Source organism: Cognatundibacterium griseum (assembly GCF_014284195.1).
GTDB lineage: Bacteria > Pseudomonadota > Gammaproteobacteria > Burkholderiales > Burkholderiaceae_D > Undibacterium > Undibacterium griseum.
In genome coordinates, this window is record NZ_JACOGC010000002.1 from 104,404 (window position 1) to 125,789 (window position 21,386).

Sequence of the window (21,386 nt, forward strand, 5' to 3'; positions counted from 1 at the left end):
TACTGTGCCTGATGTGCCGCGCTGCCGACAGCCTCCGGTATCAGAAATTGCGTTGCTGTATGCCTGACCGTAACCGGTCCAGCCCTTGCCGGATCACGGTATCGCTCAGGTGCAGTAACTGATCCCCGACATACCATTCAAACATGCTGTAATTGGGCAGGCTTGCGTGAACTGCCTGATTGAACAGCCAGATACCGTGTTCCGCCGCAATCTGATTGCGCAGCTGGATTGCCGTATCTTTATCCACCGGGAGATGCAGGTGAAACATATTCACCTGCGGCGCAGCCGGGTTGGTCCGGAACTCTGGGTAGTCCTGCAAAATTCTGAATACATCCCTGGTTCTGGCGAGACAGGCGGGCATCTGTGCCAGTTGCTGGTCAAACTGCATTGCCGCAGCGACGACATAATGGGTGCGCCGGAACACATTTCCTCCTTGCCGGTGCATCCAGACTCTGGCTTTGGCGATCAGGTTTTTATTCCCCAGCAGCATGGCACCGCCCAAGCCACCTATCCCTTTGTAAAACGACACATAAACACTGTCAAAACCGGCGGCAATCTCCGGCAGACTCTTGTTCAGGCCGGCACTGGCTTCCCACAACCGGGCACCATCCATGTGCAGATGAATATTCTGTGTATGGCAATAAGATTTGATGGCTTCCAGACTGTCCCAGTCCGGAAGTTGTCCGCCGATTTCGCGCATTGGCAATTCATATTGGGCAGCAGCGATCTTTTCAGCTTGTTTCTGTAAATCGGTCACATCCCACGGGTGGTGCGGATTGCCAATTTGCAGTGCGGTGAAATGGCCAAGTGCCTGAAAATTACTGCGTTCATGCAGCAAGATATGCGAGGTCGGGTGCAAAGCTACCAGCGGGCTGCCACGTTCGGTACAGGCCAGCCTTAAAGCCGTTACCTGTGCCAGCGTACCGGTCATGCAGAACACGGCAGCCTCCATTCCCAGCAGCGAGGCGATCTTCGTTTCAAATGTCTGAATGAACTCACCTTCGCCATACACATCGTGCTGAACCTGCTGTTGCGCGCACCACTGCGCCATTCTGGAAAAACTGTCTGCCGGACTGAGCAGTGCATGGCCGGAGAAAATACTGTGGCAGGACTGTTTTAATTGCAGTAATTCGGCATCCGTCATATTGCACTCCATAAGTCATTATCCCGTGCAGTATGCCATGAGATATCAGCTAGAATCTCTGCTTCTTTATTCCACGCGATTATTCCCATGATCACTCCGACTTCTCATCCGCTGCCGCTCACACCGTATGAATCCGGCAACCAGAATCAGACCACGACCTGGGTTGAGTGTATTGATTTTTACCAGAGACTCGCTGAGCAGTTTCCCCGGATACTCCACTTCGCGGTGATCGGTCATACTGATGCCGGCAGGCCTTTGCATGCCGGCATTGTGACCGCAGATGGCGTGTTTGACCGTGAACAGATACTGCGGGAAGGGCGCCCGGTATTTTTTAATAACAACGGTATTCATCCCGGTGAGCCGGAGGGTGTCGATGCCTGCATGGCGCTGGTGCGTGATTTTTGCACTCAGCCAGAACGGCTGGCAGCTCTGGGAAAGACAGTTTTTCTGTTCATTCCGCTGTATAACGTCGATGGCAGCCTGAATCGCCAGAACACTTCCCGCGTGAATCAGGACGGTCCTGAATCTTTTGGTTTTCGCGGCAATAGTCTGCATCTGGATCTGAACCGGGATTTCATCAAATGCGACAGCCTGAACGCACAGGTGTTCAACCGGTTTTTCTGTCAATGGAGCCCGGACGTGATGGTGGATACGCACACTTCCAACGGTGCCGATTACCAGTACACCATGACCCTGATTCAGACCCAGACCGATAAACTGGGAAATGGTCTTGGCCCTTATCTGCGTGATGTGATGCTGCCGGAGATTTATGCCGGAATGGCGCAGCGTGGCTGGCCAACCTGTCCGTATGTGAATCCGGTCAGCGATATTCCCGATCACGGCATTGAAGATTTTCTCGAAACGCCGCGTTTTTCTACCGGATATGCCGCCTTGCATCACACGATTGGTTTCATGCCTGAAACGCACATGCTGAAACCATTTGCTGATCGCTATGCGTCGATGCGGGCGCTGGTGGAAACGGTACTCGAGCTGACTGTCAGAAATGCACCAGATATTCAGCGTTTGCGCCAGCAGGCACGCGCCGCCGCAAGCGCTCATCGGGAAGTTGCCGTCAGCTGGAAGGCAGACCGGGATCAGCCTTCCCATTTCCTGTTCAGAGGCTATCAGGCGGTGTACCGTCCCAGTCAGATCGGCAGTTACACCCGTCTGTCTTATGACCGGCATCAGTCCTGGGAAAAAGAGATTCCTTACTTCAATCGTTTCGTTGCCGATATTACGGTTCAGCAGCCGCAGGCTTATCTGCTGCCGCAGGCATGGCGCCATGTCATTGAACGTTTGCAATGGAACGGTGTTCAGATGGAACGTCTTGAAAACTCACGCACGATACAGGCCGAAGTTTACCGGATTCAGTCGGTGCAGTCGCGTTCAGGTGCGTATGAGGGGCATTTATTTCATGACCAGATTCAACTGACAGCCAGCAGCGAGGCAGTGCTCGCCGAAGCCGGGGATTATCTGATCCGGCTGGACCAGCCACAGGCGCGTTATGTCATCGAAACGCTGGAACCGCAGGCGCATGACAGTTTTTTCCGCTGGGGATTTTTCAACAGTGTGCTCGAAAAGAAAGAACACTACTCGGACTACGTGTTCGAAGACACGGCAGCAGAAATCTTGCGTGATGAGCCGGATACCCGCGCAGCCTTTGAACAGTGGAAACAGGATAATCCGGCACTGCTGACTCGGCAGGATGCCGTTCTGGATTTCATTTTTGCACATTGCCAGCGCTTCAGAGAGCCGGAATGGCTGCGTTATCCGGTGTTTCGTATCATGAAGTCTCCGGTCTGAGAGCTGATCTATATTCCGTTTGGAATAAACGACCGGATTGAGTCAGCCGTGCAAAAGGCGGTTGGCGAGATTTCAGACCAGGCGGATGTTGCGTTAACAATCGCGGACTGATTTGCAGCGCACATGATTGAAAGAAACAGTCGGATACTGAACGATTATTTTTCCTGACGGCGTAACGGCAGCAGCAGGCTGCGCAGATCGTTGTGATCGATCTCGTACATCAGTTCCAGCAGTCTGCCGATTTCGCCTTTGGGAAAGCCCTGGCGGGCGAACCATCCAAGATAATGCCCGGGCAAATCGGCCATCAGTTTCCCCTGATATTTACCGTAGGGCATTTTTAACTCCAGCAGGCGCTGCAAATCATCGTTTTGCATCGGCTTGCCGAATGGTTTGTGCAGATCGTTCATGCAGATCGCCTATTGAGCGACATCATTTTTTCGCCCTGCGCCGGCGTCCGTCTTTTCAGGATTGACGGAGACGGTTTCCGCATTGCTGGCATTGTTCGCAATGGCGGCGGCAGGTGTTTCGGAGCTGCCTTCTTTTTTGCTGCTGTCTGTATCTGCCGGAATCTGGCTCACATCCAGATAGCGCTCCACCAGATCAAAAAACTGGTTATAAAACTGACCGGTTGGTATCGTTTCGCTGGCGACTTTTACCAGCGCATCATCTGTCGAGCCGAAGGGCAGCGATACTGAGCCGATGGCGCTGACGCCGATGCTGGCGGACGTGTTGCTTTTCTTGAGCGAGTAACGGTCGCGCACGGCATTGGCAAACACGGTGGTACTGTTGCTGCCCTGGCTGTTGGCAACGCAAACGACATTGAATTCAATTTCTGCATGGACTTCTGCATCATGCTGATATTTGCGGCGGCCTTTGATAATCGCGGGTTTCCAGTCGCTGATGACATAACCCTGACTCAATAGCGCGCGCCGTGCTGCTTCACAGGCGGCTTGTTCGGTGCCGGGAAAGCTGCGCGTAAACACGCCGCTTTCTCCGAATTCCTCATGCTGCAGGGCGGACTGAGGGCGGGTGGTGCTGCAGCCGGCGCACAGCAAGGCCAGCAACAACGGGAAAGACAAAAGTCGACGGCTCATTTTCTTTGACTGAATGTTTAATACAGATTGGTCTGATAGTTGGGCTGATGCGGATAATGACGCTGAGCAGAAATAACGTTTTGCCAGTGAATCGCGATGACAGCAAAGACGCCCGCAGTTCATTGCGGGAGGGGGCTGTAATCCGGTCAGCTTTGCCGGATCAGGCCAGTGCTTCCTTCGCAGCTTCTTGCGGCGTCAGCCCGTCGAAAAACAGATCAGTAAACCACTCAATCTGTTCTTCGATATGTGTCTGCGCCTGATCGCGGGTGGCGCCGCCGGCGACTAAAAAACCTTCGACATCCGTACACCAGGCGATCAGTGCCTCTGTTTCAGGATCAAGATCATTCTTTTTGGCCATGGCGTATCCTTTTTTGAAGTTGCAGTGCGTATTTTAGCCTGCCCGAGCACAAGGTGCTGTGACAAGCCTGTTACCGGCATTTTCCCGGGGTTAAAAACTGCCGGCGAACTGGTAATGTCTGCCGGGATGCCACATCGTCACGCTGGTGGCGATTTTTCCTTGCGAACGCGTTTTTCTCCTTAATACCAGGCAGGCTTCCTTGATGGAAATATGCAGCATGTCGGCAATCTGTTTCGGCGGCAGTGTGGCTTCGATCAGATAATCCACACCCTGCAGCGGTGCGACGGCGACCAGATATTCATTCGGCGTCATCTTGCTGAAATCCTGCACCAGGTAATCCGGCGTCACGCTGGAGTTGACCCAGCGGTCCTCCACCTGTATCGCCACGTCATTTTCAAAGTGAACGATCACCGAATGAAACAGGCGGTGTCCGGGTTTGACCAGAAATTCTGCCGCAAGTTGCTCATTGGCGCTTTTTTCGCTGAGCTCGTGTAATTCACTGCGATGGACGTGTCCGCGGGAGCGGATTTCGTCGGCAATGCTTTTAATCTCGACTAAGGTTGCCTGATATTTTTGTTGCGCAACGTAGGTGCCAGAGCCCTGAATCCGGTTCAGGATTTGTTCGCTGGTCAGCTCCCGCACGGCGCGGTTGACGGTCATGCGTGACACTGAAAATTGCTCTGCGAGCATGGCTTCCGAGGGAATCGCCTGACCTTCTTTCCAGGTGCCGGACTGGATTTCCCGCAGCAAATAATCTTTGATCGTCTGAAAGGCGGGGGCGCTGGCTTGGGAGGTGGACACGTGATTCCTGCTGAAATAAATAAATTCTGAAACTGGCTCACACGGAGCTATAAACGGGCACGGCATCATTTTCTGCATGTACAGAGATGCGCATTGTCGCATGTAAATTCCGCTTGCAAAAGTTGTATATACAACTTAAACTGATCACACAACAATTTACAGCCATACACAGCCATACTCAGCGGGCGGCTGAGGACCGGACATTTCACCCTGACAGGAGACAATTCATGACGACCCAATTGCAAAACGATCCACGCTGGGATGCCAGCCGTGTTATTCACGCACCGCATGGTGCCGAAAAAGTCTGTAAAACCTGGGTGGCTGAGGCTGCCTATCGCATGATTCAGAATAATCTGGATCCGGCCGTTGCTGAAAATCCCAAGCATCTGGTGGTGTATGGCGGCATCGGTCGCGCTGCGCGTAACTGGGAGTGCTATGACCAGATACTGGCTTCACTCAAGGCGCTGGAAGCTGATGAAACCCTGTTGATACAGTCCGGCAAACCGGTAGGCGTATTCCAGACCCATGAAGATGCACCACGTGTGCTGATCGCGAATTCCAATCTGGTGCCGAAATGGGCTAATTGGGAACACTTTAATGAACTCGACCGTAAGGGCTTGTTCATGTATGGGCAGATGACCGCAGGCAGCTGGATTTACATCGGCACTCAGGGCATCGTGCAGGGTACTTATGAAACCTTCGCCGAAGCCGGACGCCAGCATTACAACGGTGACTGGGGTGGGCGCTGGATACTGACCGCCGGTCTCGGTGGCATGGGTGGCGCGCAGCCGCTGGCGGCCAGCTTTGCCGGTGCGGTGTCGCTGAATATCGAATGTCAGCAAAGTAGTATCGACTTCCGTCTGCGTACCCGCTATGTCGATAAACAAGCGAAAGACCTGGACGATGCGCTGGCGCTGATACAGCAGCATTGCGAACGTAAAGAAGCGGTTTCCATCGCCTTGCTCGGCAATGCCGCTGAAATTCTGCCTGAACTGGTTAAGCGCGCCAAAGCGGGCGGCATGAAACCGGATCTGGTGACCGACCAGACGTCGGCTCATGATCTGATCAATGGCTATCTGCCGATAGGCTGGAGCGTGCAACAGTGGAAAACCGCCCAGCAAGACCCGGCGCAACATGCGAAGCTGACGGCCGATGCGGCTCAGGCTTGTGCCGTGCATGTACAGGCAATGCTGGACTTCCACGCGATGGGCATACCTACTGTTGACTATGGCAATAATATCCGCCAGGTCGCATTCGATACCGGTGTCAAAAATGCCTTTGATTTCCCAGGCTTTGTACCGGCATATATCCGTCCGCTGTTCTGCGATGGTAAGGGGCCATTCCGCTGGGTGGCTTTGTCGGGTGATCCGGAAGATATCCGTAAAACCGATGCCAAAATCAAGGAGCTGTTCCCGCACAATAAAGGTGTGCATAAATGGCTGGACATGGCAGGTGAGCGTATTGCGTTTCAGGGCTTGCCGGCACGTATCTGCTGGCTGGGTCTGGGCGAGCGTCATATCGCCGGACTGGCATTCAATGAGATGGTCAGAAACGGCGAACTCAAAGCACCGGTGGTGATCGGTCGTGATCATCTCGATACCGGTTCGGTCGCCAGCCCGAATCGCGAAACAGAAGGCATGCGCGATGGCACCGATGCCGTCTCTGACTGGCCTTTGCTGAATGCCTTACTGAATACCGCCGGTGGCGCCAGCTGGGTTTCTTTGCATCACGGTGGCGGCGTTGGTATGGGTTATTCCCAGCATTCCGGTATGGTGATTGTGGCCGACGGTACGGATGCCGCCGCTAAGCGTCTGGCACGCGTGCTGGTCAACGATTGCGGCTCCGGCGTAATGCGCCATGCGGATGCCGGCTATGAACAGGCCGTCGCTTGCGCCAAGCGCGAAGGCCTGAATTTGCCCATGATTAAATAACGGGTTTGACACAGAATACCGATCAACAGATTCGCCGGCACTGAGTGATGTTGAATCAGCATACTCAGTCAAGCCAGAAAAAAAGAGAGATTAACCATGACTAATTGTTTTGAAATCCAACCGGGCGAGTTCAGCCTGTCCGATTTGCGTGCTATCTGGAACAAGCCGCAGACCCTGAAGCTGAAGCCATCTGCGTATGCTGCGATTAACGCTTCTGCCGACACCATTAGCCAGATCGTCGCCAAAGGCGATGCGGCTTACGGTATCAATACCGGTTTTGGCAAACTGGCCAAGACCCGCATTCCTGATGAACAGCTGGAGTTGCTGCAGCGTAATCTGATTTTGTCACATTCCGTTGGTTCGGGCGAACTGATCTCGGATGAAGTGGTACGCCTGATCCTGATAATGAAAATCGCCAGTCTGGCACGTGGCGTGTCTGGCATCCGCGCCTCGGTGATCGACACCATGATCGCGATGGTCAACGCTGGCATCATGCCGGCGATACCGGTCAAGGGCTCGGTCGGTGCTTCGGGCGATCTGGCGCCTTTGTCGCACATGACGCTGGCATTGCTGGGTGAGGGTGAAGTCAGGGTAAACGGACAGTTGCAGCCTGCGCGCGAGGCACTGGACGCTGCAGGTATTACGCCGGTGGTGCTGGCCGCCAAGGAGGGGCTGGCGCTGATCAATGGTACCCAGGTATCGACCGCACTGGCTTTGCACGGTCTGTTTTTGGCAGAGCGTCTGTTGGAGGCTGCGACGATGACCGGCGCTTTGTCGGTCGATGCTGCCAAAGGCAGCGATGCGCCGTTTGATGCACGCATTCATAGCAGCCGTGGTCAGCCGGGGCAGATCGCGACTGCTGCGATTTACCGTTCGCTGTTGGCAGGCAGTGAAATCCGTCAGTCCCATCTGGTCAATGACGAGCGCGTGCAAGACCCATACTGCCTGCGCTGCCAGCCCCAGGTCATGGGCGCCTGTCTGGATATCATCAACAATGCAGCGCGTACTTTGCTGATCGAAGCCAATGCGGTCACCGATAATCCGCTGGTGTTTGTCGAAACCGGCGAAGTCATTTCCGGCGGTAATTTCCATGCCGAACCGGTCGCGTTTGCGGCCGATACGCTGGCACTTGCGATTGCGGAAATCGGCTCAATTTCCGAGCGCCGTATTGCGCTGCTGATCGATGCGTCTATCTCTGGTCTGCCGCCTTTCCTGGTGCCATCTTCGGGTCTGAATTCCGGTTTCATGATTGCGCATGTGACTGCTGCTGCGCTGGCGTCGGAAAACAAATCCCACGCGCATCCATCCAGCGTCGATACGATTCCGACTTCGGCGAATCAGGAGGATCACGTCAGTATGGCGACCTATGGCGCGCGCCGTTTGCATGAAATGGCGCATAATACGGCGACCATCGTCGGGATTGAATTACTGGCCGCGGCGCAGGGCGTGGATTTTCATGCACCGCTGAAGACCTCTGCTATGCTGGGCAGCGTGCATCAGATACTGCGTGAGCAGGTCAGTTTTTACGACAAAGACCGTTTCTTTGCGCCGGACATTGCTGCTGCCAAAGCGCTGGTGCTGGATGGCACGCTCAGCGCCGGACACAGTCAGTTATTTCAACCGCTTTATCAGGACTGAATATGGCATTGACGCACCGCTGGCATACCGCAGACTATCAGACCATGCCGTGGAAAAATGGCGGCGGTATCACGACTGAACTGGCGATCTTTCCGGTGGGTGCGCGTCTGGATCATTTTATCTGGCGGCTCAGTACCGCCAGTGTTCATGCCGATGGTCCGTTCTCTCATTTTCCGCAAATTGACCGCAGCCTCGCAGTACTGGAAGGTGCCGGACTGGTTTTACATGACGATGACCCGGCGGTTCCGCCGGTACAACTGACGACAGACAGTGCGCCTTACCGTTTTCAGGGCGAATCATCCATCAGCGCATCACTGCTGGATGGACCAATCCTTGATCTGAACATGATGACGCACCGTGCCGTGTGTTCGCATTTTATGCGTCAGCTCACCGCGGGTCAGCACGATATTGATGCGGCTGATGCCCAGCAGGTATTGCTGTACTGTGTGTCCGGCCAGGCAACGCTGGGGCAGGGGCACACCATGTCGCCGGGTGATTTATGTCAGTTTGAAGAAGAAAGAGATGGTCATGGTGTGCAGTTCCAGTGCCATGCCACGGAAGATGCTCTGCTGTACCTGATCACCCTCCATTTTTTGAACCGGGGGCAAAGCTGATGATGGTGTGGGACAGTTTATGGACCAATGTCCATCTGGCGACAATGCGTAGGGGAGATGGTGGCTCGTACGGCGAAATACCAGACGGTGCACTGGCGATCCGCGACGGCAGAATCGCCTGGTTGGGGCGCCGTGCAGAATTGCCTCAGGATTTCCGTGTAAAACAGCATTGCGATGGCGGCGGTGGCTGGATAACGCCGGGGCTGATCGATTGCCACACGCATCTGGTGTATGGCGGTAATCGCAGCAATGAGTTTGAGGCGCGTCTGAATGGCGTTTCCTATGAAGAGATCGCGCGGCAAGGCGGCGGGATTTTATCGACAGTCCGGGCAACGCGTGCTGCCAGCGAAGAGGAATTATTGACGGCAGCACTGCCGCGTCTGCGCGCGTTGCTGGCAGAAGGTGTCACAACGCTTGAGATCAAATCCGGCTACGGGCTGGATCTGGAGACGGAAGCCCGGATTCTGCGGGTTGCGCGGCGTATCGGACGCGAGTTTCCGGTGCGTGTCAGAACGACCTTTCTGGGGGCGCATGCCTTACCGCCCGAATATGCGGGCCGTGCTGATGACTATATCCGGGAGGTGTGTGAAGTCATGTTGCCCGCTCTGCTCGGAGAAGGGCTGGTGGATGCGGTTGATGTTTTTTGCGAAAAAATCGGCTTTACTCCGGCGCAAACCGAGCGTGTTTTTCTGGCAGCGCAGACGGCAGGCATTCCCGTCAAATTGCATGCGGAGCAATTGTCCGATCAGGGCGGTGCGGCATTGGTCGCGCGTTTCCGGGGATTATCTGCCGATCATCTGGAGCATTTGTCTGCAGATGGTATCAGCGCCATGGCAGCGCATGGCACGGTTGCGGTGCTGTTGCCCGGTGCTTTTTACTTTTTGCGGGAAACCGTGCTGCCTCCGGTTGCCGCATTGCGTGCTGCCGGTGTTCCGGTGGCGCTGGCGACCGACTGCAATCCCGGAACCTCGCCATTGACCTCTCTGTTGCTGACCATGAATATGGGATGCACCTTATTCCGCATGACACCGATGGAAGCCCTGCAGGGCGTGACCTGCCATGCAGCGCAGGCACTTGGCCTGCAGCAGGAAACCGGTACGCTGGAAACCGGTCAGGCCGCCGATTTCGTGGTGTGGGACATTACCCGGCCTGCCGACCTCGCGTACCACATCGGCGCCAACTCCTTGCGTCACGTCGTCTTTGCCGGCCAGCCCCGGCTGTAAACCGGCAGATTTTTACGGATTTCCGGCAATACCTGCAAGCCTGGCGACCTTATCCGGCTGGCTGTCTTGTTTTTTATCTCATGCCAGCGACGTATAATGTCAGTGTGCTTGTGCATCAGCAGAAGCGACGTACGGCAAAACCAACCCGTATTTGGAAATATCAACAGACAAGCGGCCGTTATCTGGCTGGCAGAGATGTCCCGTGTGATGGCTGTTCTGCGCTTGTCATGTGTTTTTACTCAGGCAGAGGCATATCGTGACCACATCCGCACCACAGACACCAGAACCGGTTCAGCGCAGATACCCGACTGGCAGGGCTGGCCGCTATGTTTTCAGTCTCGCTGGTATCTTGCTGTTGCTGGCCGCCCTGAGCTGGCTGTTTTTACCGGGATATGTGCAGCGTCTGGCGACTGAGCAGGTGCAGCAGCAGACCGGACGTAAACTGGAAATCGGGGCAGCACATTTTTCCCCCTTCACACTGGCATTGACGCTGGAGCAGGTACGATTACTGGAAGCCGACGGAAAGACGCCTGCGCTGACCCTGAACAGCCTGAAATTGAATCTCTCGCTGAGTTCGCTGCTGCATCAGGCACTGGTTCTCGATGAACTGCAGCTGGATACACCGGTGCTGCATCTGGTTCGCCAAACGGCAGTGCCGCATGGCAGGTACAATTTCAGCGATATGCTGGACAAGGTTGCCGCCACGCCTTCCAGTGGTGCGCCGCTGCGTTTTTCTGTGTCGAATATACAGATCCAGCACGGTGAGATTGTGCTTGACGATGCGGTCCAGCAGCATCAGTTCAAGATTGAAAACCTCGATATCGGCGTTCCGTTTATTTCCAATTTTCCGAAAGCGGTCAGCAGTTTCGTGGAACCCCGGCTGTCAGCCCGGATCAATGGTGCGCCATTTGTGCTGAAGGCCAGATCTAAACCGTTCACCGAGCAATTGGAAACCAGTCTTGCGATTGATCTCGAACAATTTGATATCACGCCATTTCTCGGTTATATCCCGGTTGCCTTGCCGCTGCAAATCGCCAGCACCAAAGTCAGTACCAGGCTTGATCTTAGCTTCAGCCGCAAAAAACAGCAGCCGGAAATCCTGCTCTCCGGCGATCTGCAGTTAAAGGATGTGGTGCTGAATGATCTGCATTCCCAGCCTTTGTTGAAAATGGCGGATTTGCAGGCAAAAATCAAACAGTTCAATCTGCTGACAGCTGCTGCTGAGTTGCAGCAGCTGAGCCTGTCTGCCCCGCAGGTCTGGGTCAGCCTCGATCCGAAACAAGGGCTGAACTGGGCGCATCTGCAAACCCCTGCCACCGCACCTCACAAGACAGCCGAAAAAAATCCGGCGCCAGCTGCTGCATTACCACTGGTGCTGGTGCATCAGATACAGCTGAAGCAGGGGCAGATCCATTTTTCGGATGCCGTATATGCGCATCCGGCACAGAAACTGGATTTCACAGAAATCGCCTTGCAGACGCAGAATATCTCGACCGCAAAAGAAGCAGTGCCCTCGCCGTTCAAACTGAGCGTGACCGGTGCAGTTGATGAAAAGCTCCAATTTGACGGCGAGCTGCAAGCGTTCGCCACCTCGCTGAATGGTCGCCTCGAACTGGCCGCACTGTCGCTGGAGCATTATCAGGCATGGCTGAATCCTTACCTGAATGCGAAGCTGTCGGCAAAACTCGATGCCAGCTCCCAGATTCATCTGAATCAGGGGCAGTGGCAGTTGCAGGATGTTTCGTTGCGCCTCAGCGATTTCCTGGTCAAGGGAAAAACAGAAGATGGCAGTGCCGGATTTCACTCGCTGGCACTCGATAAAATGCAGCTGGATAGTGCCAGCAGGCGCATCCAGCTTGATTCTGTGGCGCTGGACGGCATGGCGCTCGATATCCGCCGCAATCAGGCATCCGTGTTCGGTGTACAGAACTGGTTGCGCAGTTCCTCCTCTGCGCCGTCAGCGTCTGCTGCGGCTGGACCTGCAGGAAAAAACAATCCTTGGAAAATCAATATCGGCCATGCCGCGCTGAAAAACAGCGATATCCGTTTTGGCGACCAGGCGGTCAGCCCGGTGGTGAAACTCAACCTCACCGGCATTGATATGGATGTCGCTCAGTTCAGCAGCGACTTGTCGCGTCAGGCACAGTTTCACTGGCAATCCCGGTTGAACCAGAAAGGCCGGCTTGACCTGAAGGGCAGCGTCTCTCCGGCATTGCGGCAGATTGGTGTCACGCTGGCGGCGGATAATTTGCCGGTGGCGACGCTGTATCCCTATTTTTCTCAATTCCTGAATGTGGAAATTACGCAGGGGGTTGCCAGCGCCAAAGGCAAACTGACAATGAATAACCTCCTCGATTCCGGACGCCAGATTGCGTATGACGGCAACCTGAATCTGAATGATTTCCAGATTTTTGAAAATGGGTCAGACGATGATTTTCTGGAGTGGAAAAATATCGGCCTCGAAGGTATTCGCGCCAGACTGGGCACGGCTCCGCCAATTGTGAGCATCGGCAAGCTGGGACTGAATCATTTCTTTGCCAAAGCCGTGCTGTCGGATCAGGGAAAATTAAATCTGCAGAATATTATCGCCAGTAAAAAGAGTGATGCAGCGTCCAGTGCCGCACCGGCCAGTACGGTAGTGCCGGCCTCAGCTCCGGTCGTCACACCTGTCACCACAAGCGCGGCAGCGGGAGTGGCTGCAGCTTCTGCAACGGCAGTGAATGCCGCTAGTGACAAGCCGGTGATCCGTATCGCGCAGACGGTTTTCCGTGACGGAAATGTGAATTTCACCGATAACTTTATCAAGCCGAATTATCACGCAAACCTGACCGGGATCAGCGGTAATATCGGTATGCTTGCATCGGACGATCCGCAGGCCGCGACGCTGGAACTGAATGGAAAAATCGATGATGATGCGCCGGTGCTGATTTCGGGGTCGCTCAATCCGTTGTCTACACCGGTTTCACTGGATATCAAAGGCAGTGCGAACGGGATCGAACTGACCCGTCTGACCCCCTATGCCACCAAGTACGCCGGTTACCCGATTGAAAAGGGCAAACTGTCGATGCAGGTCAGCTACAAAATCGACCATCAGCAGCTCAAGGCTGAAAATAACATTGTGCTGGATCAGCTGACATTTGGGGAAAAAGTCGACAGCCCGACCGCCACCAAGTTGCCGGTGATGCTGGCGGTTGCGCTGTTACGGGATAACGACGGCAAAATCAATATCAATCTGCCGATTTCAGGTTCCTTGTCTGATCCGCAGTTTTCTGTCGGCGGTATTATTTTCAAAGTATTTATCAATCTGATCACCAAGGCCATCACGTCGCCGTTTGCTTTGCTGGGGTCTTTGTTTGGCGGTGGCGAGCAACTGGCTTATCTGGAATTTCCCCCCGGAATTGCTGAACTGGCACCGGCAGGCAAGGAAAAACTCGATACTCTGGTCAAGGCGCTCAAAAATCGTGACAGCTTACGGCTCGATATTATTGGCCGGGTAGAGCAGGTTTCGGATACCGAAGGTCTGCGCCGACAGGTTCTGGAAAACCGCCTGCGGGAGGCGAAAGTGCGCGATCTGAACAAAAAAGACCGTCACGCCAAAACAGAAGGTGTGATCGTAACAGACGATGAACGGGCAAAATACGTGCAGACTGTTTATGACTCTGAAAAATTTTCCAAACCCCGGAATATGATCGGCCTTGCCAAGACCTTGCCGACCAAAGAAGCAGAGGCGCTGATTTTGCAAAATATTAAAATCAGCACAGAAGATTTGCGGCTGCTGGCGCAGAAGCGGGCTGATCTGGTACGTGATTATCTGGAGGATGTGGGCGGGATAAACCGTGAGCGCCTGTTTCTGATTGCACCGAGAATGAATGCCGATGGCATCAAGGATCAGGGCGCTCCAAACCGGGTGGATTTCTCGCTCAGGTAGCCAGATTGCTGTGGCAGGAAGGGCAAAGTTTTGTATTGTTTGCTACTAAATTTTATGAAAAATCAATTTCTGTCTGAGAACCGATTGTTTTGGCTGTCATCTTGAATTATGCTGGATTTCAGACAGTGCGAAGACTTTGCTTAAGGAACAGTAATGACATCAGCAAGCCTTGCCAACATTTTGTATGTGGAAGACGATCAGGACATTCAGACAGTCGCCCAGATTGCGCTGGAAGTTGTCGGCGGGTTTGTCTTGCACAGCTGCAGCTCTGGCCAGCAGGCATTGTCCGAGGTGCGGCAGGGATATCAGCCGGATTTGTTGCTGCTGGATGTCATGATGCCAAACATGGACGGGCCAACCACGCTCACCGAACTCAGAAAATTGCCATTGACGGCCAGTACGCCTGTTATCTTCATGACTGCCAAGGTGCAGTCTGCAGAAGTCGAATTTTATAAATCACTGGGAGCAATCGGTGTCATCGCAAAACCGTTTGATCCGATGCAACTGTCAGAACAAGTCAGAAAACTCTGGCAGGAGAAGAAATAAATGCTGGATAAACAAGATAGTCTGCACGAAAAACTCCGGGCACTGGAGCAGGTTTTTTTACAAAAACTGCCGTCCAAGTTTGATGAGATATTCGATGCTTTGAATCAGTACATTGCAGACGCCAAAAATAAAGAAGCACTGGGTCTGCTGCACCGCCATCTGCACACCATGGCCGGTTCTGCCGGTACTTTTGGTTTTGAGGCATTGGGAGCGCAGGCAAGAATATTTGAATCCCGCCTCAAACCCCTGCTGAAAGATGCTACCTGGAGTGATGCAGAATTATCGGAATATGCACACGATATTCACGACTATTTTTCCTCGGCATTAAGCAATCTGGATAAGGATGCCCCGGCAGCAGAACAGCATCATGGACAGCGGAAAGACCCGGTTCATGAATCCGATCACAGCCAGCTGATTTATCTGGTCGATGGTGACAACGGGCAAAATCAGGCGATCGTCACCCAGCTTGAGCATTTCGGCTACGAGCCGGTATGTATTGAGCAGCTGAAAGACCTGGCGATTGCTGTTGCCACACGCAGGCCGGATGCGATTGTGATCGAACTGAGTTTCCCGGAAGGGAAAAATGCCGGCATCGATGAAATCAAAAAAATCGAACAGCTCCAGCGTTTACGGATTCCGACGATTTTCGTTTCTAAATCCAGCAGTTTTGAATCGCGCCTGCTGGCGGTGAAAGCCAAGGGCGACGGCTACTTTACCAAGCCGGTGGATGTGGTGGCGCTGACCGAGAGAATGGATGCCTTGTTGCAGCGTGATCAGAATAAGGGATACCGGATTCTGATTGTTGATGATGATGTGGTCACCTCGCACTACTACAGCGAGGTGCTGCGCAATGCAGGCATGACGGTCTGTTTGCTGAATGACCCGACCCAGATTTTATCGGTGATGACGGATTTTCGGCCGGAACTCCTGCTGCTTGATATTTACATGCCGGTCTGCAGCGGCGTGGAGCTGTCGCGCATGATCCGGCAGGATAATTCGTATGTGGATGTGCCTATCGTCTTTTTATCCAGTGAAAATGATATGGCAAATCAACTGGATGCGGTGCGGGCCGGGGCCGATGATTTCATTATGAAACCGGTGGCGCAGGAATATCTGGTGTCTTCTCTGTCAACCCGGGCTGAACGTTACCGCTCCCTGCGCGCCCTGATCATGCGGGATGGCCTGACGGGTTTGTATAACCACACCGCGATCAAAGAACATCTCGCATCCGAAATTCTGCAGGCCAAGCGGACACAGACTCCGCTGGCGCTGGCAATGATTGACCTCGATTATTTCAAACGGGTGAATGATCAGTACGGCCATGCGACCGGTGATCAGGTATTGCGCACGCTGGCGCGGATTTTACGCCAGCGTCTGCGCCGCAGTGATATCGTCGGCCGTTATGGCGGAGAGGAGTTTGCTATCGTATTTCCTGATACCGATGCGGCGACGGCCCGTCGTGTGCTCGATCAGGTACGGACTGCCTTTGCCAAGGTCAGCCAGCATGCGGAAAATGAAGAATTTTTTGTTACTTTTTCAGCCGGCGTCGCTGATTTAAAGAATACCGTTGATCCGGATGACTTGTTTGATACCGCAGATAGTGCGATGTACAGCTCAAAGCAGGCAGGGCGCAACCGGATCACGCTGGCCGAATCTGTGCAGATGACAGGTAATTCTGCTTATAGCTAATCACCTTCTCAGATTGCAGTACCGAAAGGCAAAAAAGCCGGGCAGATGACCCGGCTTTTTTGCTGGATGCGCGAGCTGTGCGCCAGGCGGGGCGCGTCAGCTGATTGGCTGCAGCTGGCTGGCTTTGATTCTGGATTCCAGTGCCTTGCCTTTTCGTGCCCGCTTGTTGATGTGTATGCTCAGTGCGCCGGCACTCAGGGTGACTTCCTGGGCTTTTCCGCCACGACCGGTACCGGAGATCCTGACTCCTTTCTGGCTGATTGCCTGGGCTGCCAGCAGGGTTTCCTTCTCCTCCAGATCCATCAGGATCACGCCGCGGCCACCGCTGGATAATTGCTTGATCTCGCTGAGGCCAAATACCAGCAGACGGCCATTCGCAGACAGGCAGGCGATGGCGCTGGCATCATCCCTGACGATGCCGGGCGGCAGCGGGACGTCATCTTCTTCCAGCGTCATAAAGGCTTTGCCGGCTTTCATTCTGCCGACCATGTCGCCTGCTTTGGCGGTGAAGCCATAGCCTGCGCTGGATGCCAGCAAGAGCCCGGTCTCGTTACTGCCGGCAAAATAATGCAGGATCTTGCTGCCAGGCGCCAGATCAATCAGGGTCGTGACCGGAACGCCGTCGCCGCGCGCGCCCGGCAGGGCGGATACCGCCACCGAATAAACACGGCCATTGGAGCCGAACACCAGCATATTGTCTACCGTGCGGCATTCAAACGTACCGTACAGACTGTCACCGGCTTTAAAGGTGAACTGGGCCGCATCATGCCCATGCCCGCTACGTGCGCGTACCCAGCCTTTTTCAGAAATCACGACAGTCACCGGTTCATCCACCACCTTTTGTTCGACTGACGCTTTTGCTGCTTCTTCAATCAGGGTACGGCGCGCGTCGCCAAACTGCTTGGCATCACTGTCGATTTCCTTGATCAGCATTTTTTTCATGGAAGCCGGATTGTCCAGCAAATCATGCAAGGCCGCTTTCTCTTTGCGGAGTTCAGCCAGTTCTTGCTGAATTTTGATGGTCTCCAGACGTGCCAGCTGACGCAGACGAATTTCCAGAATATCCTCAGCCTGGCGCTCAGACAGACGAAAAGCCTGAATCAGTGCCGGTTTCGGTTCGTCTGATTCGCGGATGATGCGGATGACCTCATCAATGTTCAGCAGTATGGCTTCGCGGCCTTCCAGAATATGAATCCGGTCATCGACTTTTTTGAGGCGATGCTGGGTGCGGCGGGTCACGGTGCTGAAGCGGAACGCGATCCATTCATTGAGGATATCGATCAGCCCTTTCTGGCGCGGGCGGCCATCGCCGCCGATCATCACCAGATTCATTGATGCCGAGGTTTCCAGTGATGTATGCGCCAGGAGCATCTGCATGAACTCGGCCTGATCCTGATTTTTGGACTTTGGCTCAAATACCAGTCGTACCGGCGCATCCTTGCCGGACTCGTCGCGCACGGTATCCAGCACCGACAGGATCACCTGCTTGAGCGAGACCTGTTCCGGCGACAGCGTTTTTTTACCGGCTTTGATTTTCGGATTGGTGAGTTCTTCGATCTCTTCCAGTACCTTCTGGGACGAGGTGCCGGGCGGCAGTTCGGTGACGACCGCCTGCCATTGTCCGCGTGCCATGTCCTCGATTTTCCAGCGTGCGCGCACTTTCATGCTGCCGCGTCCGCTGGCATACATTTCCGCAATGCTGGCCGCAGGTGTGATGATCTGGCCGCCGCCGGGGAAATCCGGGCCGGGAATGTACGCCATCAGCTCGCTATGTTTCATGCCCGGATTGCGGATCAGGGCGACCGCTGCTTTGGCAACCTCGCTCAGATTATGCGACGGGATTTCCGTCGCCAGACCGACCGCGATACCGGAGGCACCATTGAGCAGGACAAAAGGCAGACGCGAGGGAAGCAGCCTGGGTTCTTCGGTCGTACCGTCGTAGTTAGGCTGGAAATCGACCGTGCCTTCGTCGATTTCATCCATCAGCAAACGTGAAATCGGCGTCAGGCGGGCTTCGGTATAACGCATCGCCGCGGCGCCGTCGCCATCGCGCGAGCCAAAGTTGCCCTGACCATCGATCAGCGGGTAACGCAGCGAAAAATCCTGCGCCATGCGTACCAGCGCGTCATACACGGACTGATCGCCATGCGGATGCAGCTTACCCAGCACATCGCCGACCACGGCCGCCGATTTACGCGGTTTGGCACTGGCATTCAGACCCAGTTCATTCATTGCGTACAGAATGCGGCGCTGTACCGGTTTCTGGCCATCGCAGACGTCCGGCAAGGCGCGGCCTTTCACCACCGAAATCGCATAATCCAGATAGGCGCGTTCGGCGAAGGTCGCCAGAGTCAGTGCCTCACCATCGCCGGGGGGCTGGGTTTGTTCAAATAAGTTTGCTTGTTCGCTCATAGCTGGCTGTCTGATTGGATTCCGGTCTCGGGGTTGACCGGAATATTCAAAAAATTAGGGGGTATATGCGTTTTCTGTCTGATCATCAGCATCAATACTGGGCTTTAAAATATACTGGGGGGGAGTATATTGGACGCCATATAATCGTCTGACAGGCTCAAATATCGGCTTCGACGGCATTTCCGTGCTCTTCTATCCATGCGCGGCGGGCGGCGGCTTCGCCTTTTCCCATTAGCATGTTAAAGCGTGCTTCGGAAAAATCCTGATCAAATTCTCCCAGCGATACCGAGAGCAGGCGGCGCGTATCCGGATTCATGGTGGTTTCCCACAGCTGCTCCGCATTCATTTCACCCAGGCCTTTGAAACGGGAAATGCTCCATGCGCCATCTTTCACGCCATCTTTACGCAGTTTGTCTTCAATCGCGATCAGCTCGCCATCATCCAGCGCATAGATTTTTTGTGCCGGTTTTTTACCGCGGGCAGGGGCATCCACCCGGAACAGCGGTGGCCTCGCCACGCAGATATGACCGCGTGCGATCAGTTGCGGAAAATGCTTGAAAAACAGTGTCAGCAACAGCACCTGAATATGTGAACCATCGACGTCCGCATCTGACAGTATGCAGATTTTGCCGTAGCGCAGATTGGACAAATCGGGCTGGTCATTCGGCCCATGCGGATCGACGCCGATGGCGACGGAAATGTCGTGAATCTCATTATTCGCAAACAGACGATCACGTTCCGATTCCCAGGAGTTCAGGACCTTGCCGCGCAACGGCAGAATAGCCTGAAATTCTTTATCGCGCCCCATTTTGGCAGAGCCGCCAGCGGAATCGCCCTCGACCAGGAACAGCTCATTACGGGTGATGTCGTTCGATTCGCAGTCGGTCAGTTTGCCCGGCAATACGGCAACACCGGAAGATTTTTTCTTTTCCACTTTTTGCGCCGAACGCAGGCGTGACTGCGCCTGCTTGATGACCAGTTCCGCCAGTTTTTTGCCGTATTCAACGTGAGAATTGAGCCAGAGTTCCAATGGCGGTTTGGCAAATGAGGACACCAGTCGTACCGCATCCCGGGAATTCAGCCGCTCTTTGATCTGTCCCTGAAATTGCGGGTCCAGCACTTTCGCCGACAGCACGAAAGACACGCGGGCAAAGACATCTTCAGGCAATAGTTTCACGCCTTTCGGTAGCAGCGAATGCATCTCGGCGAAGCTTTTGACCGCGCCGAACAGACCGTCGCGCAAGCCGGATTCATGGGTGCCGCCAGCCGGCGTCGGAATCAGGTTTACATAAGATTCACGTACCACATTACCTTCCTCGGTCCATGCCACGACCCAGGATGCCCCTTCGCCTTCGGCAAAACCTTCGCTGTCCGAACTCGCAAATTGCTCGCCTTCAAACAAAGGAATCAGAGGTTCACCGTGCGAAGATTGCGCCAGTGCTTCGGTCAGGTAACCGCGCAGACCCTGGTCATATTGCCAGACCAGAGTTTCACCGGTTTTGGCATTCGTGAGCGTGACTTTAACGCCAGGTAACAGCACGGCCTTGGAACGCAGCAGGCGCTGCAATTCACCCAGGGGAATGTTGGGAGAGTCGAAGTATTTGGCATCCGGCCAGATCGAGACCCGTGTGCCGTTTTTTTTATCGCCGCGCGGAATGGGCTGGCTGCGCAAAGGCTCGATGACATCGCCGTCGGCAAATGTCAGCTGATGCAGGCCGGCCTCGCGCCAGACCGTGATTTCAAGACGTCTGGACAGCGCATTGGTTACGGAAACCCCGACCCCGTGCAGACCGCCGGAGAACGCATAAGCGCCGCCTGAACCCTTGTCGAACTTACCGCCGGCATGCAGACGGGTAAACACGATTTCCACCGTAGGTACGCCTTCTTCGGGATGCAGACCCACGGGAATGCCGCGGCCGTCATCTTCCACGCTGACGCTGCCATCGGTGTGGAGGGTGACCTGAATATGTTTACAATGACCACCCAGCGCTTCATCGGAAGCATTGTCGATGACCTCCTGGATGATATGCAGCGGGTTTTCTGTCCGCGTGTACATGCCCGGTCTTTGCTTGACGGGTTCCAGTCCTTTCAGAACTCGGATCGATGATTCGCTATAGTCAGTCGTTACTGTATTTTTTTTGGTTGCCATGCGAAGTGAAAATTGTTGTTTTGGTTGAAATATAATAATGTTTTGCAATTTCTTCG

The 21,386-nt window shown here is 54.4% G+C and carries 15 protein-coding genes; 8 read left to right on the forward strand and 7 right to left on the reverse strand.

The window, feature by feature from the left end; all coding sequences use genetic code 11:
* Positions 1-40: 40 nt before the first annotated feature.
* Positions 41-1,144, reverse strand: coding sequence for a threonine aldolase family protein (locus tag H8K27_RS04965; RefSeq protein WP_186862114.1), 1,104 nt, complete (start codon positions 1,142-1,144; stop codon positions 41-43).
* Positions 1,145-1,231: 87 nt separating this feature from the next.
* Between H8K27_RS04965 and H8K27_RS04970 the strand changes: the two genes are divergently transcribed.
* Positions 1,232-2,947 carry a M14 family zinc carboxypeptidase gene (locus H8K27_RS04970; RefSeq protein WP_186862115.1) on the forward strand — a complete coding sequence of 572 codons (1,716 nt, stop codon included), beginning with the start codon at positions 1,232-1,234 and terminating at the stop codon, positions 2,945-2,947.
* 155 nt (positions 2,948-3,102) lie between these two features.
* Here H8K27_RS04970 and H8K27_RS04975 read toward each other — a convergent pair whose 3' ends face one another.
* The 4 genes from H8K27_RS04975 to hutC all read right to left on the reverse strand — a co-directional run bounded on the left by H8K27_RS04975 (position 3,103) and on the right by hutC (position 5,200).
* Positions 3,103-3,321 carry a DUF3820 family protein gene (locus H8K27_RS04975; protein ID WP_186862668.1) on the reverse strand — a complete coding sequence of 73 codons (219 nt, stop codon included), beginning with the start codon at positions 3,319-3,321 and terminating at the stop codon, positions 3,103-3,105.
* 42 nt (positions 3,322-3,363) lie between these two features.
* Positions 3,364-4,041: a DUF2242 domain-containing protein gene (locus H8K27_RS04980; RefSeq protein WP_186862116.1), complete on the reverse strand. Its 678-nt coding sequence runs from the start codon at positions 4,039-4,041 to the stop codon at positions 3,364-3,366.
* A gap of 160 nt (positions 4,042-4,201) precedes the next feature.
* On the reverse strand, positions 4,202-4,399 hold the full coding sequence (locus H8K27_RS04985; protein ID WP_186862117.1) for a hypothetical protein: 198 nt from the start codon (positions 4,397-4,399) through the stop codon (positions 4,202-4,204).
* 90 nt (positions 4,400-4,489) lie between these two features.
* The gene (gene hutC, locus H8K27_RS04990) at positions 4,490-5,200 is read right to left on the reverse strand and encodes a histidine utilization repressor (protein ID WP_329604342.1); all 711 of its coding nucleotides are present in this window, start codon (positions 5,198-5,200) and stop codon (positions 4,490-4,492) included.
* 227 nt (positions 5,201-5,427) lie between these two features.
* On the opposite strand from hutC, the gene hutU reads away from it, so the two are divergent.
* From hutU to H8K27_RS05025, 7 genes are all read left to right on the forward strand, one after another.
* Complete coding sequence (hutU, locus tag H8K27_RS04995) at positions 5,428-7,131, forward strand: urocanate hydratase (protein ID WP_186862118.1); 1,704 nt, start codon at positions 5,428-5,430, stop codon at positions 7,129-7,131.
* Between the two features lie 96 nt (positions 7,132-7,227).
* The gene (gene hutH, locus H8K27_RS05000) at positions 7,228-8,769 is read left to right on the forward strand and encodes a histidine ammonia-lyase (RefSeq protein ID WP_186862119.1); all 1,542 of its coding nucleotides are present in this window, start codon (positions 7,228-7,230) and stop codon (positions 8,767-8,769) included.
* A 2-nt stretch (positions 8,770-8,771) separates the two neighbouring features.
* Positions 8,772-9,383, forward strand: coding sequence for a HutD/Ves family protein (locus H8K27_RS05005; protein WP_186862120.1), 612 nt, complete (start codon positions 8,772-8,774; stop codon positions 9,381-9,383).
* Entirely contained in the window at positions 9,383-10,606 is a 1,224-nt protein-coding gene (gene hutI / locus H8K27_RS05010) for an imidazolonepropionase (protein WP_186862121.1), read from the forward strand. Before H8K27_RS05005 ends, hutI begins: the two co-directional genes overlap by 1 nt.
* Positions 10,607-10,862: 256 nt before the next feature.
* Positions 10,863-14,534: a DUF748 domain-containing protein gene (locus tag H8K27_RS05015; protein WP_186862122.1), complete on the forward strand. Its 3,672-nt coding sequence runs from the start codon at positions 10,863-10,865 to the stop codon at positions 14,532-14,534.
* A gap of 153 nt (positions 14,535-14,687) precedes the next feature.
* On the forward strand, positions 14,688-15,080 hold the full coding sequence (locus tag H8K27_RS05020; protein WP_186862123.1) for a response regulator: 393 nt from the start codon (positions 14,688-14,690) through the stop codon (positions 15,078-15,080).
* Positions 15,081-16,769 (forward strand): diguanylate cyclase, encoded by a 1,689-nt coding sequence (locus H8K27_RS05025; protein WP_186862124.1) that lies wholly within the window; start codon positions 15,081-15,083, stop codon positions 16,767-16,769.
* Between the two features lie 96 nt (positions 16,770-16,865).
* Here H8K27_RS05025 and parC read toward each other — a convergent pair whose 3' ends face one another.
* Together parC and H8K27_RS05035 are read right to left on the reverse strand one after the other, a co-directional pair.
* Positions 16,866-19,181, reverse strand: coding sequence for a DNA topoisomerase IV subunit A (gene parC, locus H8K27_RS05030; RefSeq protein WP_186862125.1), 2,316 nt, complete (start codon positions 19,179-19,181; stop codon positions 16,866-16,868).
* Positions 19,182-19,338: 157 nt separating this feature from the next.
* The gene (locus H8K27_RS05035; RefSeq protein ID WP_186862126.1) at positions 19,339-21,330 is read right to left on the reverse strand and encodes a DNA topoisomerase IV subunit B; all 1,992 of its coding nucleotides are present in this window, start codon (positions 21,328-21,330) and stop codon (positions 19,339-19,341) included.
* Positions 21,331-21,386 lie beyond the last annotated feature (56 nt).